Origin of the sequence: Aeromicrobium sp. Root495 (assembly GCF_001426755.1) — a bacterium.
In the GTDB taxonomy this organism is placed as follows: Bacteria; Actinomycetota; Actinomycetes; order Propionibacteriales; family Nocardioidaceae; genus Aeromicrobium.
In genome coordinates, this window is record NZ_LMFJ01000001.1 from 475,083 (window position 1) to 501,152 (window position 26,070).

23 protein-coding genes are annotated in these 26,070 nt (G+C 66.9%); 15 read left to right on the plus strand and 8 right to left on the minus strand.

Annotated elements, in window-relative coordinates; genetic code table 11:
- Positions 1 to 26 precede the first annotated feature (26 nt).
- Both ASD11_RS02560 and xseA read right to left on the minus strand, forming a co-directional pair.
- Positions 27 to 242: an exodeoxyribonuclease VII small subunit gene (locus ASD11_RS02560; RefSeq protein WP_056282861.1), complete on the minus strand. Its 216-nt coding sequence runs from the start codon at positions 240 to 242 to the stop codon at positions 27 to 29.
- Positions 226 to 1,452: an exodeoxyribonuclease VII large subunit gene (gene xseA, locus ASD11_RS02565; RefSeq protein ID WP_056282864.1), complete on the minus strand. Its 1,227-nt coding sequence runs from the start codon at positions 1,450 to 1,452 to the stop codon at positions 226 to 228. The genes ASD11_RS02560 and xseA overlap by 17 nt, the downstream gene beginning before the upstream one ends.
- Before the next feature lie 44 nt (positions 1,453 to 1,496).
- On the opposite strand from xseA, the gene ASD11_RS02570 reads away from it, so the two are divergent.
- Positions 1,497 to 2,483: a 4-hydroxy-3-methylbut-2-enyl diphosphate reductase gene (locus ASD11_RS02570; RefSeq protein ID WP_056282867.1), complete on the plus strand. Its 987-nt coding sequence runs from the start codon at positions 1,497 to 1,499 to the stop codon at positions 2,481 to 2,483.
- A 175-nt stretch (positions 2,484 to 2,658) separates the two neighbouring features.
- Here ASD11_RS02570 and ggt read toward each other — a convergent pair whose 3' ends face one another.
- Positions 2,659 to 4,476: a gamma-glutamyltransferase gene (ggt, locus tag ASD11_RS02575; RefSeq protein ID WP_056282873.1), complete on the minus strand. Its 1,818-nt coding sequence runs from the start codon at positions 4,474 to 4,476 to the stop codon at positions 2,659 to 2,661.
- Positions 4,477 to 4,578: 102 nt separating this feature from the next.
- Here ggt and ASD11_RS02580 point away from each other — a divergent pair, with 102 nt between their 5' ends.
- Entirely contained in the window at positions 4,579 to 6,465 is a 1,887-nt protein-coding gene (locus tag ASD11_RS02580) for a Na+/H+ antiporter (protein WP_056282876.1), read from the plus strand.
- A 7-nt stretch (positions 6,466 to 6,472) separates the two neighbouring features.
- Here the strand turns inward: ASD11_RS02580 and ASD11_RS02585 are convergent, their stop codons facing one another.
- Together ASD11_RS02585 and ASD11_RS02590 are read right to left on the minus strand one after the other, a co-directional pair.
- On the minus strand, positions 6,473 to 6,964 hold the full coding sequence (locus ASD11_RS02585) for a GNAT family N-acetyltransferase (RefSeq protein WP_056282879.1): 492 nt from the start codon (positions 6,962 to 6,964) through the stop codon (positions 6,473 to 6,475).
- A complete protein-coding gene (locus tag ASD11_RS02590; RefSeq protein WP_056282884.1) occupies positions 6,957 to 7,376 on the minus strand; it encodes a DUF6542 domain-containing protein in 420 nt (139 codons plus the stop codon). The genes ASD11_RS02585 and ASD11_RS02590 overlap by 8 nt, the downstream gene beginning before the upstream one ends.
- A gap of 85 nt (positions 7,377 to 7,461) precedes the next feature.
- On the opposite strand from ASD11_RS02590, the gene ASD11_RS18345 reads away from it, so the two are divergent.
- The 10 genes from ASD11_RS18345 to ASD11_RS02640 all read left to right on the plus strand — a co-directional run bounded on the left by ASD11_RS18345 (position 7,462) and on the right by ASD11_RS02640 (position 20,643).
- Entirely contained in the window at positions 7,462 to 7,743 is a 282-nt protein-coding gene (locus tag ASD11_RS18345; protein WP_056282890.1) for a hypothetical protein, read from the plus strand.
- A complete protein-coding gene (locus tag ASD11_RS02600; RefSeq protein WP_056282893.1) occupies positions 7,730 to 8,281 on the plus strand; it encodes a GNAT family N-acetyltransferase in 552 nt (183 codons plus the stop codon). The genes ASD11_RS18345 and ASD11_RS02600 overlap by 14 nt, the downstream gene beginning before the upstream one ends.
- 11 nt (positions 8,282 to 8,292) lie before the next feature.
- Complete coding sequence (ychF, locus tag ASD11_RS02605) at positions 8,293 to 9,381, plus strand: redox-regulated ATPase YchF (RefSeq protein ID WP_056282896.1); 1,089 nt, start codon at positions 8,293 to 8,295, stop codon at positions 9,379 to 9,381.
- Positions 9,382 to 9,415: 34 nt separating this feature from the next.
- Entirely contained in the window at positions 9,416 to 9,706 is a 291-nt protein-coding gene (locus ASD11_RS02610; RefSeq protein ID WP_056282899.1) for a hypothetical protein, read from the plus strand.
- A 55-nt stretch (positions 9,707 to 9,761) separates the two neighbouring features.
- The gene (locus tag ASD11_RS02615) at positions 9,762 to 10,106 is read left to right on the plus strand and encodes a hypothetical protein (RefSeq protein WP_056282902.1); all 345 of its coding nucleotides are present in this window, start codon (positions 9,762 to 9,764) and stop codon (positions 10,104 to 10,106) included.
- A 336-nt stretch (positions 10,107 to 10,442) separates the two neighbouring features.
- Positions 10,443 to 14,465 carry an AAA domain-containing protein gene (locus tag ASD11_RS02620; RefSeq protein ID WP_156464551.1) on the plus strand — a complete coding sequence of 1,341 codons (4,023 nt, stop codon included), beginning with the start codon at positions 10,443 to 10,445 and terminating at the stop codon, positions 14,463 to 14,465.
- Between the two features lie 171 nt (positions 14,466 to 14,636).
- Entirely contained in the window at positions 14,637 to 17,384 is a 2,748-nt protein-coding gene (locus tag ASD11_RS02625) for a type I restriction endonuclease subunit R (protein ID WP_056282905.1), read from the plus strand.
- A 155-nt stretch (positions 17,385 to 17,539) separates the two neighbouring features.
- Positions 17,540 to 18,598, plus strand: coding sequence for a restriction endonuclease subunit S (locus ASD11_RS02630; RefSeq protein ID WP_082554123.1), 1,059 nt, complete (start codon positions 17,540 to 17,542; stop codon positions 18,596 to 18,598).
- Positions 18,599 to 18,783: 185 nt separating this feature from the next.
- Positions 18,784 to 19,173 carry a hypothetical protein gene (locus ASD11_RS02635; protein WP_056282911.1) on the plus strand — a complete coding sequence of 130 codons (390 nt, stop codon included), beginning with the start codon at positions 18,784 to 18,786 and terminating at the stop codon, positions 19,171 to 19,173.
- Between the two features lie 30 nt (positions 19,174 to 19,203).
- Entirely contained in the window at positions 19,204 to 20,643 is a 1,440-nt protein-coding gene (locus ASD11_RS02640) for a class I SAM-dependent DNA methyltransferase (RefSeq protein WP_235503223.1), read from the plus strand.
- Positions 20,644 to 21,073: 430 nt separating this feature from the next.
- Here ASD11_RS02640 and ASD11_RS02645 read toward each other — a convergent pair whose 3' ends face one another.
- Positions 21,074 to 22,021, minus strand: coding sequence for a helix-turn-helix transcriptional regulator (locus ASD11_RS02645; RefSeq protein ID WP_327019512.1), 948 nt, complete (start codon positions 22,019 to 22,021; stop codon positions 21,074 to 21,076).
- Here ASD11_RS02645 and ASD11_RS02650 point away from each other — a divergent pair.
- Both ASD11_RS02650 and ASD11_RS02655 read left to right on the plus strand, forming a co-directional pair.
- Positions 22,020 to 22,805 (plus strand): SDR family NAD(P)-dependent oxidoreductase, encoded by a 786-nt coding sequence (locus ASD11_RS02650; RefSeq protein WP_056282918.1) that lies wholly within the window; start codon positions 22,020 to 22,022, stop codon positions 22,803 to 22,805. The genes ASD11_RS02645 and ASD11_RS02650 overlap by 2 nt on opposite strands.
- 1 nt (position 22,806) lies before the next feature.
- Positions 22,807 to 23,595, plus strand: coding sequence for an SDR family oxidoreductase (locus ASD11_RS02655; RefSeq protein WP_056288266.1), 789 nt, complete (start codon positions 22,807 to 22,809; stop codon positions 23,593 to 23,595).
- 132 nt (positions 23,596 to 23,727) lie between these two features.
- Here the strand turns inward: ASD11_RS02655 and ASD11_RS02660 are convergent, their stop codons facing one another.
- Positions 23,728 to 24,393 (minus strand): zf-HC2 domain-containing protein, encoded by a 666-nt coding sequence (locus tag ASD11_RS02660; RefSeq protein WP_056282922.1) that lies wholly within the window; start codon positions 24,391 to 24,393, stop codon positions 23,728 to 23,730.
- The gene (locus ASD11_RS02665; protein WP_235503224.1) at positions 24,390 to 25,106 is read right to left on the minus strand and encodes a sigma-70 family RNA polymerase sigma factor; all 717 of its coding nucleotides are present in this window, start codon (positions 25,104 to 25,106) and stop codon (positions 24,390 to 24,392) included. The genes ASD11_RS02660 and ASD11_RS02665 overlap by 4 nt, the downstream gene beginning before the upstream one ends.
- Positions 25,107 to 25,135: 29 nt before the next feature.
- Between ASD11_RS02665 and ASD11_RS02670 the strand changes: the two genes are divergently transcribed.
- A complete protein-coding gene (locus tag ASD11_RS02670) occupies positions 25,136 to 26,023 on the plus strand; it encodes a DUF4394 domain-containing protein (RefSeq protein WP_082554125.1) in 888 nt (295 codons plus the stop codon).
- Positions 26,024 to 26,070: the final 47 nt, after the last annotated feature.

Sequence of the window (26,070 nt, forward strand, 5' to 3'; positions counted from 1 at the left end):
TCTGCACAGAATGTCCGGCGGGAGGATCAGTCCTCGTGGTCGGTCCCGCTGGCCGCGGCCAGGCGCTCGCGCGCGCCGTCGAGCCAGGTCTGGCAGATGGTGGCCAGGTGCTCCCCGCGCTCCCACAGCGCGATGGACTCCTCAAGCCCCACGCCGCCCGTCTCGAGCTGCTGCACCACGGCGACGAGCTCGTCGCGGGCCTGCTCGTAGCCCAGCGCGGGGGTCTCAGGCTTCTCGGTCATGCGGTGTCTCCTCGATGGACTGCTTCTCGACGTGGACCAGCCCGTGGGCCAGGCGCACGGTGAACTCGGGGGGAGCGTCGGTGGCGCTCGTGATGACGTGGCCCTCTGGGGTCTGCGCCACGGCGTAGCCGCGTTCCAGCGTGGCCAGGGGCGAGAGGGCCCGGACGCGCGCCAGGTGGTGTCCCACGGTGTCGGCCTCGCGGTCGAGGCGGTGGGAGACCACCCGACGCGCCCGTGCCAGCTGCTCGTCGATGCGGTGCTGCTGCGTGTCGACCAGGGTGGTGGGCTGGGCGAGCACGGGTCGTGAGCGCAGGGCCGTGAGGCCGTTCTGCTCGCGCTCGAGCCGGCCTCGGACGGCGTGTGCGGCGCGACCGCGCATCTGGACCACACGGGCCAGCTCCTCGCGGACGTCGGGGACGATGCGCTTGGCGGCGTCGGTGGGGGTGGAGGCGCGGAGGTCGGCGACGAGGTCGAGGAGTGGGGTGTCTGGCTCGTGCCCGATGGCGCTCACGACAGGGACCGTGAGGGCGTGGACGGCGCGGACGAGCGCCTCGTCGGAGAAGGGCAGCAGGTCCTCGACGGACCCGCCGCCGCGGGCCACGACGATGACGTCGACCTCGCCGGAGGCCTCGAGCTCCTGCACTGCGGCGATGACCGCCCGGGCCGACTGCGGGCCCTGCATGAGGGCGTGGCGCACCACGAACGCGACGCCGGGCCAGCGGCCCCGCGCGTTCTCGAGGACGTCGCGCTCGGCTGCGGAGTCGCGACCGGTGACCAGGCCCACGGCGCGGGGGAGCAGGGGCAGCCGCTTGCGCAGGCGCGGGTCGAAGAGCCCCTCGGCGGCGAGGAGCTGCTTGCGGCGCTCGAGCTGGGCCAGGAGCTCGCCCTCGCCCTGGGGGCGGATCTCGCGGATGGCCAGTGCGAAGCGGCCGGTGGGGGCGTAGAAGTCGGGTTTGGCGTGCACGACGACCCGGGCGCCCTCGACCACCGGCACGGGCGACGAGTCGAGCACGCTGGCATGGCACGTGGCGCTCACGGAGATGGTGGCGTGGAGGTCGCGCAGGGTGAGGAAGCAGACGCCCGGACGGCGGTTGAGCTGGGCGATCTGGGCCTCGACCCACACGGCCCCGAGGCGCTGCACGTATCCCTCGACGAGCGTGGAGATCTGACGCAGCGGGGCAGGGCTGTCCGCACTCGTCTCCAGGGCCATGACGGCCAGCCTAGGCCTTGGCACTGACTCGTTACGATGGCCTCATGACCCACGTATCGCTCGGCATGCCCCCCGTCGGAGGCAGCGTGCTGCTCGCCGACCCGCGCGGCTACTGCGCCGGGGTGGACCGGGCCGTCATCACGGTGGAGAAGGCGCTCGACCTCTACGGCGCGCCGGTCTACGTGCGCAAGCAGATCGTGCACAACAAGCACGTCGTGAACAACCTCGCCGACCGTGGCGCCATCTTCGTGGAGGAGCTCGACGAGGTGCCCGAGGGCGCCACCGTGGTCTTTTCCGCCCACGGCGTCTCGCCCATGGTTCACGCCGAGGCTGCGGAGCGCAGCCTCAAGACCATCGACGCCACGTGCCCGCTCGTCACCAAGGTCCACCACGAGGCCAAGCGCTTCGCGAGCGAGGGCAAGCACATCCTGCTCATCGGGCACGAGGGTCACGAGGAGGTCGAGGGGACGGCCGGCGAGGCCCCCGACGACATCACGATCGTGGAGACCCCGGCCGACGTCGACCACCTCGAGTTCCCCGAGGGCACGCGGCTCTCGTGGCTCTCGCAGACCACGCTCAGCGTCGACGAGACCATGGAGACGGTGCGCCGGCTGCGCGAGAAGTTCCCGCAGCTGGAGGACCCGCCGTCCGACGACATCTGCTACGCCACGCAGAACCGGCAGGTCGCCGTCAAGGAGATCGCCAAGGAGGCCGACCTCGTCATCGTCGTCGGCTCGGCCAACTCCTCCAACTCGGTGCGCCTCGTCGAGGTGGCCCTCGACGCCGGCGCCTCGGCGTCGTACCGCATCGACGACATCTCGGAGTTCGAGGACCACTGGCTCGACGGCGTCAAGAAGGTGGGCGTCACCTCGGGTGCCTCGGTCCCCGACGACCTCGTGCAGGACGTCCTCTCCTATCTCGCCGAGCACGGCCACCCCGACGCCGACGCGGTCCGCACGGCCGACGAGAGCCTCGTGTTCTCCCTGCCGCAGGAGCTCCGCCGCGACCTGAAGGCCGCCGGCCAGCTCTGACCCGCCCGACCCGTCGGGCGGTGAGTCTGCGTCCGTCCCGACCCCGTCGGGCCTGGGGGCGGTGAGTCTGCGTCCGTCCCGACCCCGTCGGGCCTGGGGGCGGTGAGTCTGCGTCCGTCTGGACCCCGTCGGGGCGGCGAGACGGACGCCAGCCCACCGCCCCGCGGGCCCGCGGTCAGCGCTCCCGCACCACCAGGGCCGTGCCTCCACCGCGACGCTCGGGCTCCGCCACCGCGGTGAGACGGCCGCCCCGCTGCACCTCGATGGCTGCCGCGGCACCGATCTCGGCCTGCGACGTGAAGGCGTCGCCCGACGGCACGAGCTTCTGGCCGTAGGGCTCCAGCGCTGCGCCGTACTTCTCGATGAACGCCGGCTCGGCAGGCGTCGTGGCGGCGTTGCGCTGCGAGGCGCGTGGCGCGGCCACCGCCTGGGGCAGGCTCATCCCGAGGTCGATCCGGTTGAGCAGCACCTGCAGCACCGTCGTGATGATCGTCGCGCCACCGGGGGAGCCCACGACGAACCGGACCTTGCCGCGGTCGAGCACGATCGTCGGCGACATGGAGGAGCGCGGCCGCTTGCCGGGCTCGATGCGGTTGGGGTCGGCCGGGTCGTACGCGGCGGTGAAGTCCGTGAGCTCGTTGTTGAGGAGGAACCCGCGTCCCGGGACGGTCATGGCCGACCCTCCGGTCTGCTCGATCGTGAGCGTGTAGGAGGCGGCGTTGCCCCAGCGGTCGACGACGGAGAGGTGCGTGGTGGAGACGTTCTCCGTGTCGGGCTTCTCGAGCTCCTTGCCGGTGGCGCACCTCCCGGAGCGGCTGAGCGCACCGGGCTCGACCGGCTTGGTGGCGGCCTTCGCGGGATCGATCGTGCAGGCGCGTGAGTCGGCGAACCTCTGGCTGAGCAGGGTCCTCGTCGGGGTGTCGACGAAGGCGGGGTCGCCGACGTAGGCGTTGCGGTCGGCGAACGCCCGGGCCGAGGCCTCGAGGTAGAGGTGCAGGCTCCGCGCGAGAGCAGGACCGCTGCCCAGGCGGTAGATCTCCAGGATGTTGAGCGCCTCGCCGACAGCAGTACCGCCGGAGGACGACGACGCCATGCCGTAGACGTCGAGGCCCCGGTAGGAGACCTTCGTCGGGGCGGCGGACCTGACGCGGTACGCCGCGAGGTCGGCGGTGGTCAGGGAGCCCTTCGGCGCCGGGAGGTCGGACGAGGGGTCCTTGGGCGGGGCCTGGACCGTCCTCGCGATGTCCCGGGCGACCGGTCCGGAGTAGATGGCTGACGGGCCACGCCGAGCCAGCGACGTGAGCGTGGCGGCGAGGTCGGGGTTGCGGAACCGGGTCCCGACCTTGGGGGCGTCGCCGCCGGGAAGGAAGAGCCTCGCCGTGTCCGGGAACGCCGCGAAGCGCTTCTGGTTGTCGAGGGTCTGGCTGCGGAAGGTGTCGTCGACCACGAACCCGCGCCGGGCGAGGTCGATGGACGGCTTCAACGTCCTGGCGAGCGACCACGTGCCGTGCCGGCGCAAGGCGGCCGCCCACGTGGCGGGCGTCCCGGGCACGCCGACCGCGACGCCCGAGGAGACCAGCTGCGGTGTGAAGGGATACGGCTGACCCGTCGCGGGATCCACGAACGCATCCTTCGTGATGCCGGCGGGTGCCGTCTCGCGGCCGTCGATCGTGGTGACCTTGCGCTTCCTGGCGTCGTAGTAGACGAAGTACCCCCCGCCGCCGACCCCGGCGCTGTACGGCTCGGTCACCCCGAGGGCCGACGCCGTGGCCACGGCTGCGTCGGCCGCGTTGCCGCCGCGGCGCAGCACCTCCAGTCCCACCCGGGAGGCCTCGGCGTCGACGGAGGCGACAGCCCCGCCGGAACCGTAGGCGGTGGGCGACGGCGACGACCCGCCGCCCGACGAGCGGGCCGGAGCCGACGTCGGCGTGGCGACGAGCGTGGCTGCCACGAGGCACCCGATGGCTGAGGCGATGACGGTACGACGAGTCATGGCACGACCTTTCCCCCGAAATGGTTCGTCCTCTGCACGCTAACCCGGCTCGTCCGACCTCGCCCGTCGCCGGCACCGTGGACGACCTGGGAGAATGGACGGGTGGAACTCGCCCTGACGCTCGTGATCATCGTGGCCATCACGGTCGCGGTCAGCTCGCTCGCCGAACGCTTCACCTCCTCGACGCCCCTCGTGCTCATCGCGTCGGGCATCGCGTGCTCGTACCTGCCGTTCGTCCCCGACGTGGAGCTGACGCCGGAGATCGTCCTCATCGGGCTGCTCCCGCCGCTGCTCTACGCGGCCTCCATCCGGACGTCCCTCATCGACTTCAAGGCGAACCGTCGGCCCATCCTGCTGCTCAGCGTGGGGCTCGTGGTCTTCACGACGCTCGGTGTCGGCCTGGTCGTGTGGTGGCTGCTCCCCGTGAAGTTCTCCGTGGCGCTCGCCCTCGGTGCCGTGGTCGCGCCGCCGGACGCCGTGGCTGCGTCGGCCGTGGCCCGGCGCGTGGGACTGCCGCGCCGGATCGTCACGATCCTCGAGGGCGAGAGCCTCGTGAACGACGCCACCGCCATCGTGACCCTGCGTGCCGCGATCGCCGCCATCGCGGGCACCGTGAGCTTCGCCGAGGTGAGCACCCAGTTCGTGGTCTCGGCCGTCGGAGGTGCGTTGATCGGCTACCTCGTGGCGCTCGTCGTCACGTTCGTCCGCCGGTACGTCACCGACGACCTCACCGACGTCGCCATCTCGCTGCTCACCCCCTGGCTCGCCTACCTTCCGGCGGAGGAGCTGCACCTGCCCGGCACCGACGCCCACGCGTCGGGCGTGCTCGCCGTCGTGGTCGCGGGCCTGATCCTCGGCCATCGTTCCCCGGCCATCCAGTCGGCGACGTCGCGCATGTTCGAGCGCACCAACTGGGCCACGATCTCCTTCATCCTCGAGAACGCCGTCTTCCTCCTCATCGGGCTGCAGATCAAGTCGATCGTGTCCGACGTGAGCGACAGCGACCTGGGCACAGGCCTCATCATCGGCACCAGCGCCGCGGTGCTCGGTGCCGTGATCGCGCTCCGCATGATCTGGATCTTCCCGGCCACGTACCTGCCGCGCCTGATCCCGCACGTCCGCCGGGCCGACCCGTCGCCGCCGTGGACCACCCCCGTCATCATCGGCTGGGCCGGCATGCGCGGCGTGGTGACGCTCGCTGCCGTGTTCCTGCTGCCGGAGGACACCGCGGAGCGACCCGTCCTGGTGATGGTGGCGTTCGTCGTCACGGTGGGCACGCTGCTCCTCCAGGGCCTGACCCTGCCGTGGCTCGTGCGCGCCCTCAAGGTGGAGGGCCCCGACCGTCACGAGGACCACCTGCAGGAGGCCAACGTCTACCAGGCCGCGGTCAACGCCGGCCTCGAGTACCTCGAGGAGCACGCGGTGGGAGAGGTGCCCGACGACGTCGTCGAGCGGCTCCGCTCGCGTGCCCTCGATCGCGCCAACGGGGTGTGGGAGCGGCTCGGCGGAGCCGAGACGCCCACCGCGCAGTACAGCCGCACCCGCGCCAAGATGCTGGCCAAGGAGCGCCAGGCCGTCCTGGAGATCCGCGACGACGGGCTCGTCGACCAGTCCGTGCTGCAGCGCGTGCTGAACGCCCTCGACGTGGAGGAGTCGATCCTCGACCGCCTGGCCGAGAACGAGAGCACGGCCGAGCGCGAGACCGAGCTGCGTCCGGAGGCCGGCCGGGGCTGCGAGCACCTCGCCGACGTCTGCGGCGCTCCGGTGCCCACGCCCATCACCCCCAACGGCTGCGAGGAGTGCCTGCGGGACGGGCACGAGTGGGTGCACCTGCGTCTCTGCCTGACGTGTGGGCACGTGGGCTGCTGCGACTCCTCGGTCGACAAGCACGCCACGCGTCACTTCGAGGAGACCGGGCACCCCGTCATGCGCAGCTTCGAGCCGGGCGAGGCCTGGCGCTGGTGCTTCGTGGACGGCGTGACGGGCTGACGCCCGGTCACCAGACGTCGCCCGCGCGCCAGTCGGCCGTGAGTGGGGCATCGAGGTCGAGGCTCTCCGGTGACAGCCGGCCCGACCGGACGAGCACGTCGCCGCTGGGGTCGAGGGGACCTCGCCAGGGCTGCCAGCCGCGGCTGAGGTAGAGCGGGAGTCCGGCGTCGGTGGAGCACAGGGCGCCCATGTCGTGAACCTCGATGATCACCTGCTCCACTGCGGCCATGACCGTGTGGCCGAGGCGGCGGCCTCGATGGGACGCACGCACGGCGACGGCCTCGACGTACCCGACGTCGAGCAGCCGGTCGCCCGACCGCAGGGCCCGCGGCACGACGGCGGCGTGGGCCACGAGCAGGTCGTCGTCGAGGACGAAGAGGTGCACGCCACCCAGCGCGTGCTGCCAGTCGTCGGGCGTGAAGTCGTCGGCGCCGAAGGCCTCGAGGCAGAGGGCGTGGGCCTGAGCCAGAAGCTCCGGGTCGGGGGCGTCGTCAGTCACGGTCGGTCATGAAGCGCAGACCGATGGCCAGGAGCGCCAGCACGTGGCCGACGACGAGGGTGACGCCGTGGTCGATGGTGCCGGCCAGGACCCGGCCGGCGCGACCGGTGTCGGCGGGCATGCCGTCGGGAGCGATGGCCTGCGGCGCCAGGACAGCGACGACGACGAGCGCGACCACGAGCAGGATGGGTGGCATGAGGCCCATGGGAAAGAGCGAGCCGGTCTCGACGGCGAGCGGAGCGGTGAGCACGACCAGCACGAACCCGACGGAGAACGGTGCTCCGAGCGCACCGTCGAGCAGGTCGAGGGCGGTGATGGCGCCCATGACGGCGCACGCGCCCCAGATGACCTGGCGGCTCGTGAGGTCCAGGCGCGCCAGGCGTGCCGGGCTGGGTGCCGCCACCTGGGTCATGTCTTCGACGGTAGTGCAGGGCGCGGACAGATCGGCGGACGTGAAGCCTGTCGTCGCCCTGTGTCTCGGGCGTACGGTCAGGTCCATGACCACCTGCACCGAGTGCGGCACGTCGCCGGCCCCGCACGACACGATCTCCGGACGGTCCCTGTGCGCGGGCTGCCACCGTCGGCTCGCCGAGATCACGGGTGCCGTCGTCAGCCTGGGGGCCGGAGACTCGGCGGCCGGGGCCGTCGGCACCGGCATCGCCACCGGCGGGTTCCACGACGCCGTGGAGGGGGAGCGGTCCGCTGCTGCGGCCCGCCGCGCCAAGCTGGCGGCCACGGAGGGCTTCTGGAACAGGCTGCGCGTCCGTGTCGTCGGCTGACCTGTCCCGCACCGTCCGCACCCAGCGCCTGACGCTGCGCCCGCTCTCGGCCGACGACCCCCACGACGTCGACGGGATCTTCGACCTGTTCGGCCGGGCCGAGGTGGCTCGGTGGAGCGGCCTGCGCGTGCCGATGACGGACCGCCAGCAGGCCGTCGACCGCATCGCGGGCCAACCGGCACGGGCCGGCGACCACCCCGCCGCCGGGATCTTCGGGGTCTTCGACGACGACGGCTTCGTGGGCGTCACGATGCTGGTGCCGATCCCGGCCAGCCGGGGCTTCAGCAACGACGACGTCGAGATCGGCTGGCACTACCTGCCGAGGGTCTGGGGCCGGGGCTACGCCACCGAGGCGGCGCGCGCGATGGTGCAGCGCGGCTGGGACGCCGGGTTCGGCGAGCTCGTGGCGGTGACCGACCCGGAGAACGGCCCGTCGCAGGCGGTGTGCGGACGCCTCGACATGAGCGACCTCGGCCTGCGCGACGACTGGTACGACGAGACGCTGCGTGCTTTTCGTCTGGAGAACCCGCACCAGTAGGCTGGCTCCTCGTGGCCCTCAGCATCGGAATCGTCGGACTGCCCAACGCCGGCAAGTCGACCCTCTTCAACGCCCTGACCAAGAACGACGTCCTCGCGGCGAACTACCCGTTCGCGACGATCGAGCCCAACGTCGGCGTGGTCGGTGTCCCGGACTCCCGTCTGGAGGCGCTCGCTTCGATCTTCAGCTCGGAGAAGATCCTCCCGGCCACGGTGCAGTTCGTCGACATCGCCGGCATCGTCCGGGGTGCGTCGGAGGGTGAGGGCATGGGCAACAAGTTCCTCTCGCACATCCGCGAGTCCGACGCCATCTGCCAGGTCACGCGCGTCTTCCGCGACGAGGACGTCACGCACGTCGACGGCGACGTGAACCCGGCCAACGACATCGAGACCATCTCCATCGAGCTGATCCTCGCCGACCTCCAGACCGTCGACAACGCGCTGCCGCGTCTGGACAAGGAGTCGCGCAAGGACAAGTCGCTCGTGCCGGTCCTCGAGGAGACCAAGAAGGCCAAGGAGGTGCTCGAGTCGGGCGAGGGCGTGCTCAAGGCCGGTCTCGACCTCGCGCTGCTGCGCGACCTGCACCTCATGACCTCCAAGCGCTTCCTCTACGTCTTCAACTGCGACACCGACGAGCTGTCCGACGAGGCGCTCAAGCAGAAGATGCGCGACCTCGTGGCACCGTCCGAGGCCGTCTTCCTCGACGCCAAGAGCGAGGCCGAGCTCGTGGAGCTGGGCGACGACGAGGAGGCCGAGGCCATGCGCGTGGAGATGCTCGCCGACCTCGGCATCGAGGAGCCTGGGCTCGACCAGCTGGCCCGCGTCGGCTTCGACACCCTGGGACTGCAGACCTACCTCACCGCGGGCCCCAAGGAGTCGCGCGCCTGGACCATCAAGAAGGGCGCCACCGCCCCCGAGGCGGCCGGCGTGATCCACACCGACTTCCAGAAGGGCTTCATCAAGGCCGAGATCGTCGCCTTCGACGACCTCGTCGAGGCCGGCTCCATGGCCGCGGCCAAGTCCGCCGGCAAGGTCCGCATGGAGGGCAAGGACTACGTCATGTCCGACGGCGACGTGGTCGAGTTTCGCTTCAATGTCTAGTTCCGGTTCGACCCCTGCGGCATAGTTCGCTGGTGTGAAGCTCCGGGCGACGGTCGTCAGGTGGGACTCGACCGAGTTCCCCGGGTGGCTAGAACTGACCGTTCGCGACGCCGACGATCGAGTTCATCGGATCATCGAGAAGACGCCGATTCTGAGTTCTGCCGAGTTCACCTCCGAATCGCGGTTGCCGTTGGAGACGTGGATCGAGGCCGAGGTCACGAGTACTGATGGCCGGTACGTACGGGTTCGTCTCGCACACGGAGTCGAGACGACGGAAGGTCTTCGGCAGCTGGTTGTCTCAGCCGGCGACCTCGCCGACGTGTGACGTTGCCTGCGGGACGGCGAGTCCAACGAGAGCCGCTGTCGGGCAGGATGACTGTGTGGATCACCACGTCGATCTTGATGAGTTGGCATCCCGTCTCGCCCGCTTGGTGCCCGAGTGGCGACGTCTTGCGCGCGTCAGCGCGTTCACCTGGCGCGATGAGAAGGCCGCATGGCCGCAGCCGATCACGAGCGACCGGGACGAAGTCATTGTTCCTGAGTCGCTCGGAATACGGTTGCTGGTCGACCCTGCAGACGAGGCAGAGATCGTCGTCTGGACAGGCGGATGGGCCGACATCGGGCTACTGATGGACGGCGAAGTCCTCGACCTGTCTCCGGAGTTTTCCGACGTCGACGGAGCCTACGCTGCGATCATTGAAACGATCGAGGATTTTCTCGCCTGACCCGACTGCGCTTTCCCGTTGATCGGTAGCGGAATGTCGTGGAGTTCCGCTTCAACGTGTGAACCGCCGTGTTTCCACAGGTCAGGGGCTTGTGGAGCGCAAACAGTCCGCATGTAGTCCGCAACGCGTTGAGGACGAATCTGTCAAAGATGCGCGAATGCAGCTCGGAAACTAGGCCTGGGATAAATACGCAGGCTTCACGACCTTGGCCGCGGCTGTTCGGCGGAGGTGACTGGGACCGAATTGGCCCAAAGCCCGGCGAACGGCGACACGTGACTGCCGGCCGGACTATCATCCGAGGGCGGATTGAGACGACGGGGAACTGGAGTTACAGGTGTGATTGCTGAGACCGCGGACGCAAGCGCCTCCGAGTTGCGGCGGCGGACTCTGATCTCCGCCGCAGTTACACGGTGGACCAAAGACCTCATCGACATCGGACGACGCAACGCGCTCCTTTACTACCGCGATCTAACGGCCGGCACTCTCGATCTTGCGAAGGCTTCCCCCGGGGGCATGACCTCCCTGCTTGCGGGGAGGTCAGTCAAGCTCGCGGCTCTTTTCCCGAGCGAGATCGATCGACTAGACGCTGCGAAGCGAGCGAAGACCATCTACAAGAAGGTCCGTGAACTGGAGGAGGAGCGCGGCATCTCGGCCGGCTATCTGACCGTTGGGATGGCCACCTGGATCGACGAGACTCCCGCTGGCGGACGGCCACCGATGGCCCCAATAGTGCTGCGGCCGATCACCATCAAGGCAAGCTCAGCGTCTCACGACGAGTTCGTCCTGCAGGCTGCGGACGCAGCCGAGGTCAATCCGGTTCTGGTTCACGTTCTGCGCGAGCAGTTCGGGCTGCACCTAGACGTTGATGAGCTCACAGGCATGCTCGAACTCGAGGGCAATTTTGACGTCGCGACCGTCGTCTCTGCTCTGGGCAAGACCGCAGCCGAGATCCCGGGGTTCGCCACCATCGATCGGACAGTGGTCGGCACCTTCACCTACGCCAAGCTGCCGATGGTCAATGACCTACAGGCCGGCTTGGACCTGCTTGATCTCAACGACGTTGTCGCGGCACTGGCCGGTGACCCTGACGGACAAGCAGCACTGCGCGAGTCGGGCTCGTCCGACCTCGATGAGAGCACCCCTGATCACACCCCGCCACCCAACGAGTTCTTGGTCCTGGACGCGGACTCCTCGCAAAACTACGCCATCAACAGTGTCGTCAGCGGACAGAACCTGGTCATTAAGGGCCCGCCGGGGACGGGCAAGAGCCAGACGATCAGCAACCTGATCGCCACTCTGGTCGCCGAAGGACAACGTGTGCTTTTCGTCGCGGAAAAGCGCGCCGCCATTGATGCAGTGTTGTCGAGGCTCGAGCGAACTGATCTGAACGAATGGGTGATGGACCTGCACGACGGGGCGGGGAACAGGCGCAAGGTCGCGCAGAGCCTGGCGACGACCCTTGACCGCGCTGGGCGAACGCCGTCGGCTCGCCTCGCCGACTTGCACCATTCGTTGGTCACAAGCCGCACGTCCTTGCTTGACCACAACACATCGATGCACCGGCCTCGCGAACCTTGGGGCGTGAGTGTCTTCGACCTGCAAACGGCACTGATCGGCATCGGTCACGCCGACTTTGAGGCCCGTGTGGCCGGCGCCGCGTTGCAAGGTTCCACCGAACAGACCATCGCCGCGGCGAAGCGCACTATTGCCGAGTACGCAGATCTCGGAGGGCTCAGCGCGAATGCCACCGAGAGCCCGTGGTTCGGTTCGCCCATTGCGGTGCCGGAGCAAGCTCAATGCGCATTGGCCGCTGTCCAACAGCTCCGCACGCAGACCGTGCCTCAGGTCAGCCTGACGCTTCGTGACACTGTCACTGACGCGGGCCTACGTGAGCCGGTGACGCTCTCTGAGTGGCGCGAGGTATTCGCCTTGTTGGACGCCGCCGCTGACGTCTGTGGGTCCCTGGACGCCGCCGTTTACTCCGAGGACCTCAATACGTTGGTGGGAGCCAGTTCCACCCGGAAGGAACGGCGTCATGCCGGGGTCACGCTTGGCTTGGGCGCACGACGCGCGGCCATCAAGCGGGCGCGGAAGTACTGGGTGGGCTCCCGGAAGCCGAAGCGCGCCGACCTGTGCGCGCAGCTCATCGCAGCGCGCGACCTAGCCAGCCGTTGGGCAGCGGCCAGCGGTGGGGAGGCGCCTCCCCGGGTCCCGGCAACGCATCGTGATGCCGAGGGCGCCTATGGCACGCTGAGCGACGAGCTGCGCGCGCTCGGTGCTCTCCTGCACTCCTCGGCAAGTCTTGAGGCGCGCACGACCGCGGAGCTCCTAGTTCGCCTGCAGAGTTTGGCGTCAGACCAGGACACGCTCTTTCGCCTCCCTCGACGCAACGAGCTTGAGGGCCAGCTGATCACCGCCGGGTTCGGCCCGTTGCTTGACGAGTGCCGCCGCCGAGGGGTCCGTCCTGACGATGCCGCGACGATTCTGCAGTCTGTGTGGTTACGGTCAGTGCTGGAATCTTTGCGTGCCAGCGACACCACCTTGGGCGCGTTCCAAGGGACGACCTTGCACCGCATCGCCAAGGACTTCCGCAGCGATGACAACCTGCACACCACCTCGACGCCCGATCGTGTTCGGCGAGCCTGCGCTGAGAACCTGGTCGCCACGATGGACCGAAACCCCGAGCAGTCAACCCTGATTCGCGCCGAGGCCAACAAGAAGACCAGGCACAAACCGATGCGAAAGCTCCTCGATGATGCCTCCGACGTCCTACTCGCGCTCAAGCCCTGTTGGGCGATGTCGCCGCTGGTAGTGAGCCAAATCCTGCCGCTGCGTCAACTGTTCGATGTCGTCATCTTCGACGAAGCCAGCCAGATCCCACCTGCCGACGCCGTGCCCTCGATCATGCGTGGAAAGCGGGTCGCGGTGGCCGGAGACGAACGCCAGCTTCCACCCACCAGTTTCTTCGCCAACACGTCCGCCAGCGATGAGTCCGACTCCGCCGGCGAAGCGTCCGAAGACTCGATCGTCGCGATGACTGATGGCTTCGAGTCCATCCTCGACGCCCTCATCCCGATCGCGCCGTTCCGCAGCCTGGGCTGGCACTACCGAAGCTTGGACGAGCGGCTGATCGCGTTCAGCAACGCCCACATCTACGACTCCTCACTCACGACGTTCCCGGGCGCGCATGGCGACGAAGTTCTGAGGTACGTGCACGTGCCCCGTGGAGGCGCACTCGGCGACGGCACTTCATCAGCCGAAGTCGAAAAGGTTGTCGACCTGGTCATTGAGCACGCGCAGACTCGGGCGACCGAGTCACTAGGTGTCATCACCATGGGCATCACCCACGCGGACCGGATCGATGTCGCCCTGCGCCGGCGCCTTCCTAAGTATCCCGAGCTGGAAGAGTTCTTCGACGAGTCGCGCGTGGAGCGATTCTTCATCAAGAATCTCGAACGCGTCCAGGGCGACGAGCGCGACGCCATCATCCTCTCGATCGGCTACGGCAAAGCAGCTGACGGGCGGATGGCCTACCGGTTTGGTCCACTCAATAACGAGGGCGGTGAGCGGCGTCTGAACGTTGCAGTGAGCCGTGCCAAGCGGCGCGCGACCCTGGTTAGCTCGTTCACGGCGGCCGACCTAGATCCGAGCCGCCTCAACAAGCGCGGAGCGCAGCTCCTGCGCTCTTACGTCGAGTTCATGGCCTCAGGCGGAACCCATCTCGGCAGCGAGAAGGTGCCCCCGCAGCTCAATCCGTTCGAGATCGACGTCCGGGACCGGCTGAACGGTGTTGGCGTGCCACTGGTCGCTCAACACGGGGTTGGTTCGTACCGGATCGACTTCGCGGTCCCGCACCCAACCATCCCCGGTCGGTACGTTCTGGCCATCGAGGCGGACGGTGCTAGTTACCACTCATCGCATACCGCCCGTGATCGTGACCGCTTGCGCCAGGAGCACCTAGAGCGACTCGGATGGCAGTTCCACCGAATCTGGTCCACTGACTGGTTCCGTACACCCGACGCGGAGGTCCAGCGCGCTTTCGACGCCTACATGGAGGCGATCAGCGAGTCTGAGCACGTGCGCCAGCCCGAGGGTGAGGCCACCGTTCTTACACCGATGGTGATGCCGTCTGTCGCTGCATCGCGCCAGCTCCCACGGCCTCACATCCGATTCGGACTGCCCATCGTCGAATACAGCGAGGCCGAGTTAGTCGACGTGATCCGTTGGGTGACGAGCGACGGTCTGCTGCGCACGGAAGATCAGTTGCTATCCGAGGTGATGGATGAGTTGGGGTTCAGTCGGCGCGGCGGGCGCATCGTTGCCACGATCGCCGCCGCAATCGTCGTCGCGAAATCCTGACTGGAAGACTTGGATGCGTCGGGCCAGCAGCCAGGTTGCGAGCGCCCCCCTGCCACGTGCCGGTGAGAGAACTCGCCGTGGTGTGTCAACTTCTGTGCGACGAAGTCGATCTTGGCAGCTCCAGATGAACGCCACCAGAGGTGCCCTCTGCACCGATAGCCTTGCCGCATCATGAGCACCGATAACCAAGCGCGCCTCGCTGCTGAGCAGCGCGCGCGGGTGCTCATCGACGCTCAGCTCGCTGCAGCCGGGTGGGTGGTGCAGGACAAGAAGGACCTCAACCTTTTCGCGTCCGAAGGAGTCGCCGTCCGCGAGGTGGCCATGGCGGCTGGACACGGCCGCGCCGACTATCTCCTGTATGTCGACAAGCGCACGGTCGGTGTGATCGAGGCTAAGCCCGTCGGGACGACATTTTCAGGCGTCGAGTGGCAGTCAGCAATGTACGCGGAGGGGTTGTCCGTCGAGGTTCGCCTCAAAGCCCTGACCGTGGAAGGTCGCTTGCCGTTCGTCTTCGAAGCCTCGGGTACGGAGACTCACTTCACCAACGGGTACGACCTAGACGCTCGGGCGCGTCGCTTGTTCCATTTCCCGAAGCCGTCCACGTTGGCTCGGATCCTGCGCGACGCCGAGGCCGACGAAAGCGCCGTGACCTGGCGGGCCAAGGTTCGCGCGTTACCAGCGCTCGACCAGGCGCCCATGCGCCCGGCGCAGATCACCGCGATCGAGGGTATCGAGCGGAGCCTCGCGGAGCAACGGTTCGACCGGAGTCTGGTGCAGATGGCCACAGGCGCGGGCAAGACGTTCACTGCCGTCACCGAGGCATACCGGCTGCTCAAGTACGGCGGATTCACCCGAATCCTTTTCCTGGTGGACCGCAACAACTTGGCCGACCAGACACTTGCCGAATTCCAGAACTACCGCGCCCCTGACGATGGCCGTCGATTCACCGAGATCTACAACGTCGACAAACTCACCAGTGCCGGGATGCTCGGCTCCTCGGCAGTGCTGATTTCCACGATCCAACGCGTCTTCAAGGTCCTCCGCGGCGAAAACGTGACCGCCGGTGACGACCCTGGCCTGGACGACTTCGTGCCCGACGCGCCGGTCACCGTGGCCTATAACTTCGAGATGCCGCCCGAGACATTCGACTTGGTCATCGTCGACGAGGCTCACCGGAGTATCTACGGGGTGTGGCGCGGTGTGCTCGACTACTTCGATGCCCACGTCATCGGTTTGACCGCGACGCCGGGCAAGCAGACGTTCGGCTTCTTCCAGCAGAACCTCGTCTCCGAATACACCTACCCGCAGTCAGTTGCCGACCGGGTCAACGTCGACTTCGACCTCTACCGGATCCGCACCGAGATCAGCGGGCAAGGAAGCAACATCGAAGCCGGCACGATCGTCCCGAAGGTCGACCGTCGTACCCGTGTACAGCGGCTCGAGGCGCTCGACGAAGACCTCGAGTACACCCACAAGCAACTCGACCGGGCCGTGACGGCCAAGTCGCAGATCCGCACGGTGCTCGAGACGTTCAGGGATCGGCTCTTCACGGAGATCTTTCCCGGTCGCTCGGCTGTGCCGAAGACGCTGATCTTCGCCAAGGACGACGCACACGCCGAGGAGATCGTCACCACCGTGCGGGAGGTGTTCGGCAAGGGCAACGACTTCGCAGCCAAGATCACCTACGCCGCGCGGGACCCAAAGGGCCACCTCCAGGCGTTTCGAACCAGTCCGACACTGCGGATCGCGGTCACCGTCGACATGATCGCCACTGGCACCGACGTGAAGCCCTTGGAGTGTGTCTTCTTCATGCGCGACGTTCGCTCGGCACAATACTTCGAGCAGATGAAGGGCCGCGGCGCTCGCACCATCGCGCCAGCCGACTTCCAGGCCGTCACCCCGGACGCCACGGCCAAGACGCGATTTGTCATCGTCGACGCGGTTGGAGTCACCGAGCACGACTTCGTTGATCCACCGCTCAACCGCGACAAGTCCGTGCCGTTGAAGAAGCTGCTCGACAAGGCCGCAGCACTCAACCTCACCGAGGACGAGACCGCGACCCTCGCGTCCCGTCTCGCAAAACTCGAGCTTGAGCTGACCCAGGAGGAACGCGGCGAGCTCGACACAGTTGCCGGATCGCCTGTGCGCGACGTGATCCGAGGACTCGTCGATGCCGTCGACCCCGACGTCCAAGCCAATCTCATCGACGCTGGTGGATCGCTGGTCGACCTCATCGACAGCGCCATCGAGCCGATCGCCGCCAACCCGACCCTCCGGCAGCGCATCCTCGAACTGCGCGCCACGCACGACCGGGTCATCGACGAGGTGAGCAAGGATGTGCTGCTTGACGCCCACGGGGTCGTTGACCCCGGGCGTGCCAAATCGATCGTCGACTCCTGGCGCGCATACCTCGACGAGCACCGCAGCGAGATCACCGCTATCCAACTCATTGGCGAGGCCAAGGAACGACGGATCGCATTCGACGACATCCGTGAACTCGCCGATCGGATCGCCCGCCCGCCCTACAACTGGACCCCGGACATCATCTGGGACGCCTATGTCGCGATCGAGGCGCCCAACGTGCGCCAGACGCCGCAGCACACGCTTACAGACTTGGTATCGCTGCTGCGCTATACGGTCGGTACCGACAACGAACTCGTCCCGTACGCCGACCGCGTCCATGAGAAGTACGTCGGCTGGCTCAACCAGCAGGACCAGGCCGGCGTCACTTTCGGCGCCAAGGAAAGGTGGTGGCTCGACCGCATGGTTTCCGTGATTGCATCATCCGCTGGAATCACCGCAGATGACCTCGACGATGCCCCCTTCTCTGAAAGAGGTGGCACCGATGGGGCCCTCCGAGATCTTGGCGATCGCACTGCCGACCTCATCAACGAACTGAACACGGAACTCACCGCGTGACCGTCCTTGGCGACATCGCGCAAGTAATCGACTGCGAGCACCGAACTGCGCCACGGACAGAGGCAGCTCCGTACGCCTATTCCGTTGGAACGCGAGCCGTCCGCCGGGGACGGATTTCGATTGCCGCTGCCAAGCCGGTCTCGAAAGACACTTACATGTCTTGGACTCGCCGGGCGACTCCAGCCCCCGGCGACCTGATCTTCTCTCGCGAAGCCCCAATGGGCGAAGTGGGCGCTGTTCCACGCGACGCGCCTGTGTGCTTGGGTCAGCGCACTGTCCTATTGCGCTTGGATGCCGATCGGATCGATCAACACTTTCTCTTGTACAGTCTCATGTCGCCCGAGTCGCAAGCATGGATCGTGTCAAACTCGGCGGGCTCCACGGTTCTTCACATCAATGTGGCGGACGTCCGTAAGATCCCGATTCCGTTGCTCCCCGAACTCGACGAACAGCGTCGAATCGTTGACCTCATCGAAGACCATCTTTCCCGTCTCGACGCTGCAGGCCGATACCTCGCAGCTGCAACGCGCCGACTTAGCGTGATGGTGAGCTCGGTCTTGCTCGATCTCGTCCCGAACGAGAGTGCATACCCTGAGTCTTGGAGGCGAGTGACAGTCGCAGAGGCCGGGACAGTCGGCTTGGGTCGGCAGCGCCATCCGGACTGGCACAACGGTCCGAACATGAAGCCCTACCTTCGCGTCGCCAACGTCTTCGAAGACCGCATCGACACCTCCGACGTAATGGAAATGCATTGGCCGGAGGACACGTTCGATCGATTCAGGCTCCACCCTGGAGACGTGCTTCTCAACGAGGGACAGACCCCGGACCTTCTCGGGCGTCCCGCGATCTATCGCGGGGCTCCTGCTGAGACGGCGTTCACCAACAGCCTGATCCGCTTCAGAGCCAACGACGACGTGCTCCCTGAGTTCGCACTCCTCGTGTTTCGCCGTCATATGCGGGCTGGTCGCTTCAGGCGCGAGTCTCGAATCACGACGAACATCGCGCACCTATCCGCCGCGCGTCTCAAGCCGGTGGAGTTTCCGATTCCGCCTCTCGAAGATCAGCAGCGCATGGTCTCCGTGGCAAATCGGCAACTCAACGCGGTCAAGCGACTTACTGATGAGCTGGCCACCGCGAAAGCGCATCAGGCCAATCTCCGTCGCTCTCTCCTTGCCGCCGCGTTCAGCGGTCGCCTCTCCGTAAGCAGCGCGTGAGCCGGACACCACGAATTCGCGGCCCAGCGCCGACGGATGCCGTCCTCCTCCGACTCTTCGTTGAGCTTGCCAACGAGTACGACCGCCTTTGTGCAGCGTTTCCTGTGTCTGTTTCAACGGCAGAACTCCTTCAGTCACAGCCCGCCGACGTCGAGCGCTGGCACCGAACTGTCCGAGCCCTCGCTATGAGGAAGTTTGTGCTCGGCGCTCAGGACGCCGTGCGCGTCGATCGCATCATCGAGGCATATCGACGGTCTTTAGTCACGGAAGAGCCTGCGCTGTGGGACATGGCAAGGGCGTTCAGAGAAATTGAGGAGGGCGTCGGAGACAATGTGGGGACGTTCGAGGACATCCTCTACGGCAACCTTCTGCACGGCGAGTACGAGCGTCATCAGCGCAATCGCGAGCGTCATCAGGAGGAGAAAGATCTCGCTGTCTGGGTTGTAGGCCAGTCCGCAGAGTTCCTGGTGCGCAATGTGCGCAACAGCATCGTCGCCGCAGCTCGGGAAGGGCGCTTGAACGGCGAAGCGAACCACGCGATTAACGCGGCCTACGGTTCACCGCGCGCCGTCTGAAAGACTCCTCCCGTGTCAGACTCCCGCCGCTTGGTCGACAAGCTCTGGTCATACTGCAATGTGCTCCGCGATGACGGCGTCGGCGTCATCGAGTACACGGAGCAGCTCACGTACTTGCTGTTCTTGAAGATGGCGCACGAACGAGCCAACAGAAAGCTGAACCCGCAGCAGATCGTCCCGGTCGAGTACTCGTGGCAGAGGCTGCTTGACTCCGAGGGCGCCGAACTCGAACTCGTTTACACCGAGATCCTTGTCGGCCTGGCGCAGCGGCCGGGCACGCTGGGCACGATCTTTCGCAAGGCACAGAACCGCATCCAGGACCCCGCCAAGCTCAAGCGGTTGATCGTGGACCTGATCGACCAGGAGAACTGGTCCGCCTCCGGCACTGATCTCAAGGGCGATGCCTACGAAGAGCTCCTGTCCAAGGGTGCGTCCGACAAGGGCTCAGGCGCTGGCCAGTACTTCACCCCACGCGACCTGATCGCGGGCATTGTCGACGTGATCGACCCCGAGCCCGTCGACACAGTCGTCGATCCAGCCTGTGGCACCGGTGGCTTCCTGCTCGTAGCGCACGAACATGCCGCACGCGGGGCCGAATCACTCACGCCAACGCTACGTGCACACCTGCGCGACACGTTCGCGTCCGGGTTCGAATTGGTCGACGGCACAGCCCGACTCGCCGCGATGAACCTGTTGCTGCACGGCATCGGAACCGCCGACGGGGATTCGCTGATCGAGGTGCGGGACGCGCTTATCGCCGATCCCGGTGAACGTTGGTCGGTGGTGCTGTCGAACCCGCCGTTCGGGACCTCGTCCAGCGTGCCGGTGGAGCGACAGGATTTCGTCGTCACCACTTCGAACAAGCAGCTCAACTTCGTCCAGCACATCATGACGATTCTCGACATCAACGGCCGCGCCGCCGTCGTGCTCCCCGACAACGTGCTGTTCGAAGGGGGTGCCGGCGAGACGCTGCGGCGGAAGTTGCTGGCCGACTACGACCTGCACACGATGCTGCGCCTGCCGACCGGAATCTTCTACGCCCAGGGTGTGAAGGCGAACGTCCTGTTCTTCGACAAGAAGCCGGCGTCAGAGCAGCCGTGGACGTCGAGGCTGTGGGTCTATGACCTGCGTACGAACCAGCACTTCACGCTCAAGCAAAACCCTCTGCGGCGACATCACCTCGATGAGTTCGTCGACGCCTTTCTACCTGGAAAGAGTCGCGACGAACGGGTTGAGTCCGAGCGCTGGAAGTCGTTCACTCACGACGAGCTCATCGCGCGCGACAAGGTCAACCTGGACATCTCCTGGCTTCGCGATGAGTCGCTCGAAGACACAGACAACTTGCCGGCGCCCGAGATTATTGCCCGCGAGATCGTCGAGGACCTAACCGCCGCACTCCTCGAATTCGAGGCCGTCGCGTCTGCATTGGAGAGTCGACTGCAAGTCGATACGGTTGACGAGGCCGAATGATGATTTGTCGGGGCTGAGTGTCCCCGGCCGCTCGCCTAGCGGTCCGCAAACAGTCCGCAAGAGGTCCCAAAACAGCCCGATTTGGCCAATGACGGCCAACCGATACTGGGGAACGTTTTCGCAGGTCAGACTCACTTTTCAACTGTTTTCAGCAACAGTCAAAAACCCCAACTTCTGTTCCGCTTCAACGTCTGATCGTGGGTTTGAGGCCGTGCGACTGCAGCGGGTGCGGCTGGGCCAAACCCGACAGTCCGCAACCAGTCCGCAAAATGCTCAACAGTCGCCCTGACGACGTCAGCGTACACACTCTCAATGGACCCGGGAGCAACAGTGCGCAGCGGTGACATTGTGGCGCCCGGGCGCTCTCCAGTCACGCCGAAGGGTCATGGACCCAGGGCTGTCGTCGCGCAGGGACTGACCACACGCGAGGCTAGTTCGAGACGTCGTCAACATTGATCGGCTGGCTTCCCACGACCGCCAGGAGGGCGAGCTTGTCTGCGTCGGCAGATCCAAGCTGGGCCGTGTACAGCATCAGATGTTGGTCGGCGTCGGTCAGTGTGAGTGCGTCGCAGTCGACGGTGATCTCTCCGACCACGGTGTTTCGGAACGTCTTCCTGAGGGCCGGCGAACTGGCGACGTCGTGCCGCTCCCACAACCGCGCGAAGTCATGACTTCCGTCACGGAGCTCCTCGACGAGGTCCGCCACGAGCGGGTCCGACGGATATCTGGTGACCACTGAACGGAGCTCCCGGACGACATTGTGCCGAAACTCCACGTCGTCGGATATCCCGTACAACCGAGCCCCCGGTTGTTCGTTGCCGAGAAAAGCCTTCCGTGCCAAGTTCCGGTCGCGGGGGCTGAGGTCGCTGAAGTCTTCCATGAGTCCAACGGCGAGGTCGTTCCAGGCCAAGACCTCGAACGCCGCGGACATGACGATTCCAGCGGTCTGCGGCAGACGTTCGAGGAGCGCAAGGATGCTCGGTCGGACGACGCGGTTGTGTGTGCCAGAGCTTGCCGGCGGGCTTCCGGCAAGTGCGTGCATGTGATCCGACTCGGAGTCGGTCAAACGCAAGGCTCCGGAGATCCCCGCGAGCACCCCCGCCGAAGGTCTCGGCGCTCGGCCCTGCTCGAGCCGCACGTAGTACTCCGTCGAGATATGCGCAAGGACCGCGACTTCCTCTCGTCGCAGGCCTGGTGTGCGGCGGCGGGGGCCCGACGGCAGGCCTACATCCTCAGGCCGCAGCCGTTGGCGACGGCTACGCAGAAATGCCGCAAGCTCTGGTCTGTCCATCACGCCATCATCCTCCCGCGACGGGCCCGGATCGTAGTACTGCTTGTGCCTGTTTCTGCCCGTAGTCGAGTGTGACGGTTGCTCCATGACCAACAACTACGAAACTCGACCTGCCGGCCTCCTGACCGGGAAAGTCATCTTCATCACCGGTGCGAGCCGCGGAATCGGCGCTGCGGCAGCACACCTGTTCGCGTCGGAGGGCGCGGCTGTCGTGCTCGCGGCTCGTAACGTCGGTGCTCTGGACCACATCGTCGCGGACATCCGAGCACACGGCGCGACTGCGGACGCCGTATCCATGGACCTGGCCGATTCGGCCAGCATCCGTGCAGCGATCGCGCACGTCCAGGAGCTGCACGGGCGCCTCGACGGAGCGTTCAACAACGGAGGTGTGAACCAACAGCAGGTTGGTCCCCTCGACACCACGTCCGACGACGACATCGACCAGCAGTTCACCGTGAACTTCCGAGCACACTGGACAGCCATGAACGCTGAGGCCGCGCTGATGCGTACCAGTGGCGGCGGCGCCATCGTCAACACCTCAAGCATCGGCGCGCGACGCGCCGTCCCTCCGTTGCCTGCCTACGGTGCCATGAAGCGTGCGCTCAACAGCATCACCGAGACTGCCGCCGTCACGTGGGCACCCGAGGGCATCAGGGTGAATGGTCTGATGCCAGGCGGAACTGCCACGGAGATGATGGATGAGTGGGAGGCCAAGACGCCGGGCATCATTGCAGCGAGCAACGCCGCGTCGCCGATCGGTCGGATGGCCACCGCCGGCGAGGTCGCCGAGGCCGCTGCGTGGCTTCTGAGCGACAGGGCCTCCGCAGTCACCGGCGCGATCGTGCCTGTCGATGGCGGGGCCGGTGCCTGAGATGGCCGCATCTGAAGGAACGGCGCGCTCCGCCCGTCGAAGCCTGTCGGGAAAGGTGGCGCTCGTGACGGGTGCCAGTCGCGGCATCGGCGAAGCCATCGCCATCCGGCTTGGCAGCCTGGGCGCCGACGTGGTCGTCAACTACTCCCGCGACGCTGCCGGCGCCGAGAGAACGGTTGAGGCGATCCAGGCCGCAGGATCCTCTGCGATCACCGTTCAGGCAGACGTGTCCCGACCATTGGAGGTCCGGGCCCTCTTCGACAGCGCGATGACCCACTTCGGTGGTATCGACATCGTCGTGGCGAACGCCGGCATCGACGAGACAGGCGGTCCGATCCTCGACGTCACGGAGATGGACTACGACCGCATGTACGGCGTCAACGCCAAGGGTGCGTTCTTCACGCTTCAGCATGGGGCCCGAACGGTCAATGATGGCGGGGCCATTCTGTACATCGGCTCGAGCTCGACCATCCAGCCGCATGCCGGGTTCGGGTTGTACGGCTCAAGCAAGCTCCCCGGTGCGTACCTTGCCGGAGCTCTGGCCCAAGAGGTCGGCGTCCGCGGCATCACCGTGAACACCGTGATTCGCACGGCGACAGACGGCGCTGGCTACTTCGACTCCGACGACGACCCAGACTCACTTCGACCTCTGGTGCAGAACGGTAGTCCTCTCGGGTCCCGGATGGGTTCCGTCGACGACGTCGCAGACGCTGTCGAGTACTTCACCAGCAAGCTGGCCCGTTGGGTCAGCGGGCAGCAGCTGTTGGTCAGTGGGGGCGCCTCGACGTAGAGGCAAAGACCAACGCCCGCGGACTGCCGCACAGTGACCAGCCCTTACCACTCCTTACGACTTCAGCCCGCCGACTTCCAACGAGGTTCGACACCGACCACCAGACCCGGCCAGCCGGGGTCGCCGTCGGCATCACAGCTCTGCGTGGAGGACAGGTCGTCCGTCGCTGTCCCAGACCGTGAATCCTGAGGCCTCGTCCCGCAGCACCGACGTGCTCATGTTGCAGTGGATCTCCACGTCGGTGACTCCGACGAACTCACCAGCCGGGTACTCGCGTCCCGCGGACTCGACGGTGGCGGTGTAGCTCTCACCGTCCTCGAGACCGGTCGCGTTGAGCTTGATCTCCAGGCCCCAGGTGTGGTCGACGAGCCCGGCGTCGGCGCTGACTCCGCTGCTCGTGCTGCTCACGGCGACGGTCTCGAGCGGCGCGGCCTTCGGGGCGTCGTCGCCCGCGACCCGGCCCCCGGCGAGGAAGGTCGCGACCAGGACCAGGCCGGCTGCGGTCCCCACCAGGGTCCGCTGCACCGCGGCTCTCCGGCGGCGTCGGGTCCGCTCGGTCCCGATCGTGGCCTCGATCCGAGCGCCGAGCAGGGCGCCTGGCTCCGGCGACTCTTCGAGGAAGTCCGGGTCCACGTCGCGCAGGGCCAGGGCGAGCGGCGCCAGCGCCTCGTGCTCGGCGCGGCAAGCCGCGCAGCCGTCGAGGTGGGCGCGTACTCGCGCGGTCTCGATCGGGTCGAGGTGGCCCAGGACGAACGCGCCCAGCGACTCACGCATGGCCCGGTGGGTGTCATCCGTCATGGCAGTACCTCCATCTCATCCATCGTTACCCGTAGTGCCTTGAGGGCGTAGAAGACCCTCGTCCGCAAGGTCGTCACCGGGATGCCCAGCTCGCCGGCAACCTCGGCGTAGGGGCGATCTCGCAGGTAGGTCTCGACGATCGCGTGCCGATGGTCCTCGCCGATCCGGCGCAGCGCCTCCTCGACCACCCAACCGCGAAGCAGCCGGTCGCTCGGGTCCGGGGAGGTGTCCTTCGCTGCCTCGAGATCGGCCGGCTCCGTGAGCTGTCGCAACCACGGTCGCGCCTCGACGCGTCGGGCGTGGTCGATCACCACGTTCCTGGCGATCGCGAACAGCCAGACCCGAAGGCTCGCCAGCTCCGGGTCGAAGCGGTCAGCCGCCCGCCAGGCACGCAGGAATGTCTCCTGGACCACGTCCTGGGCTGCTCCGGCGTCACCCAGGGCCCGCATGGCGAACCGATAGAGCTCTCCTCCGTGGGCGGCATAGGCCTCCCTGACGCCTTCGTCGCGCGCCAGTGACGCTGCGACTGATCCTCGCGCTGCCACCTGGCGAACCTCCTGACGTCGGTATTCGCTCCTGTTTACGTACGCGAGGTCCTCGATGTTCATTCGACGCCGGGATCGGGACGGATGGGCGGTCTCGCGCAAGACGGTCGCACTGCGCGTGAACGCGACCCGGATGGGCTGCGTACACACCGATGAGTCGACCGGCATGCGGCGACCAGAGGTCTGAGGAGAACACGATGAGCAAAGCTTTCACGCTGGGCGTCACCGCGATCGTTGCGACGAGTGTGCTGGCCGTCGCGCCGGCGATGGCCGGCGGCGGCTCGGGCGACGACCGCGACCGCGGCTTGCACAGCCTTCTGCTGTCGCGTGGCGGCAGCCTCGACGTCGTCGGGCTCGCCACCAACGGCACGCAGCTGGTGCGCTTCAAGACCAGCGCGCCGCGTCAGGTCCGCAAGGCCGTGACCGTCAAGGGCCTGACCGGCGGAGACACCGGCCTCGTCGGGATCGACTACCGGGTCCAGGACGGCAAGCTCTACGGCGTCGGGAACAACAAGGCCAGCGCGGGCGTCTACTCCGTCGACCCGAGCACTGGCGTCGCCACCCTGTTCACGCGGTTCACCGTCGCACTCAGCGGCACGAGCTTCGGAGTGGACTTCAACCCGGCGGCGAACGCACTGCGCGTCGTCAGCGACAACGGCCAGAACCTGCGTCAGCCTCTCGCCGTCGTGCCCACGGCGACGGCAACCGACGTCACCCTGACCTACCCGCCTGCCACCGCGCCCGCGGCGGGCATCACCGGGGCGGCGTACACCAACAACGACCTCGACCCGAACACGGCGACCACGCTCTACGACCTGGACACCACCCTCGACCAGATCGCGCTCCAGTCGCCCGCGAACTCCGGCACCCTCGCCGCCACGGGCAAGCTCGGCGTCGACGCCGCCGGCGACACCGGGTTCGACATCTACTCCACGATCCGCAAGGGCAGCACCGTGGAGGTGAAGGGGTTCGCGGCCGTCAACGGGTCGCTCTACAAGATCGCCCTGTTCTCCGGCAAGGCGACCTCGCTCGGCAAGATCGGGGCCTCGGTCACCGATATCGCCCTCCCGCTCGACCAGCGCTGAGCCGGTCCTCCGGAAGCTCTGAGCCCGGGAGAGGGCCGACCCGATGT

Bases quoted from the DNA above. Each gene is read 5' to 3' on its own strand.
- ASD11_RS02560 (WP_056282861.1), bottom strand. From the start codon at position 242: ATGACCGAGAAGCCTGAGACCCCCGCGCTGGGCTACGAGCAGGCCCGC.
- xseA (WP_056282864.1), bottom strand. From the start codon at position 1,452: ATGGCCCTGGAGACGAGTGCGGACAGCCCTGCCCCGCTGCGTCAGATC.
- ASD11_RS02570 (WP_056282867.1), top strand. From the start codon at position 1,497: ATGACCCACGTATCGCTCGGCATGCCCCCCGTCGGAGGCAGCGTGCTG.
- ggt (WP_056282873.1), bottom strand. From the start codon at position 4,476: ATGACTCGTCGTACCGTCATCGCCTCAGCCATCGGGTGCCTCGTGGCA.
- ASD11_RS02590 (WP_056282884.1), bottom strand. From the start codon at position 7,376: ATGACCCAGGTGGCGGCACCCAGCCCGGCACGCCTGGCGCGCCTGGAC.
- ASD11_RS18345 (WP_056282890.1), top strand. From the start codon at position 7,462: ATGACCACCTGCACCGAGTGCGGCACGTCGCCGGCCCCGCACGACACG.
- ASD11_RS02625 (WP_056282905.1), top strand. From the start codon at position 14,637: ATGAGCACCGATAACCAAGCGCGCCTCGCTGCTGAGCAGCGCGCGCGG.
- ASD11_RS02630 (WP_082554123.1), top strand. From the start codon at position 17,540: ATGTCTTGGACTCGCCGGGCGACTCCAGCCCCCGGCGACCTGATCTTC.
- ASD11_RS02635 (WP_056282911.1), top strand. From the start codon at position 18,784: ATGAGGAAGTTTGTGCTCGGCGCTCAGGACGCCGTGCGCGTCGATCGC.
- ASD11_RS02650 (WP_056282918.1), top strand. From the start codon at position 22,020: ATGACCAACAACTACGAAACTCGACCTGCCGGCCTCCTGACCGGGAAA.
- ASD11_RS02645 (WP_327019512.1), bottom strand. From the start codon at position 22,021: ATGGAGCAACCGTCACACTCGACTACGGGCAGAAACAGGCACAAGCAG.
- ASD11_RS02655 (WP_056288266.1), top strand. From the start codon at position 22,807: ATGGCCGCATCTGAAGGAACGGCGCGCTCCGCCCGTCGAAGCCTGTCG.
- ASD11_RS02660 (WP_056282922.1), bottom strand. From the start codon at position 24,393: ATGACGGATGACACCCACCGGGCCATGCGTGAGTCGCTGGGCGCGTTC.
- ASD11_RS02665 (WP_235503224.1), bottom strand. From the start codon at position 25,106: ATGCCGGTCGACTCATCGGTGTGTACGCAGCCCATCCGGGTCGCGTTC.
- ASD11_RS02670 (WP_082554125.1), top strand. From the start codon at position 25,136: ATGAGCAAAGCTTTCACGCTGGGCGTCACCGCGATCGTTGCGACGAGT.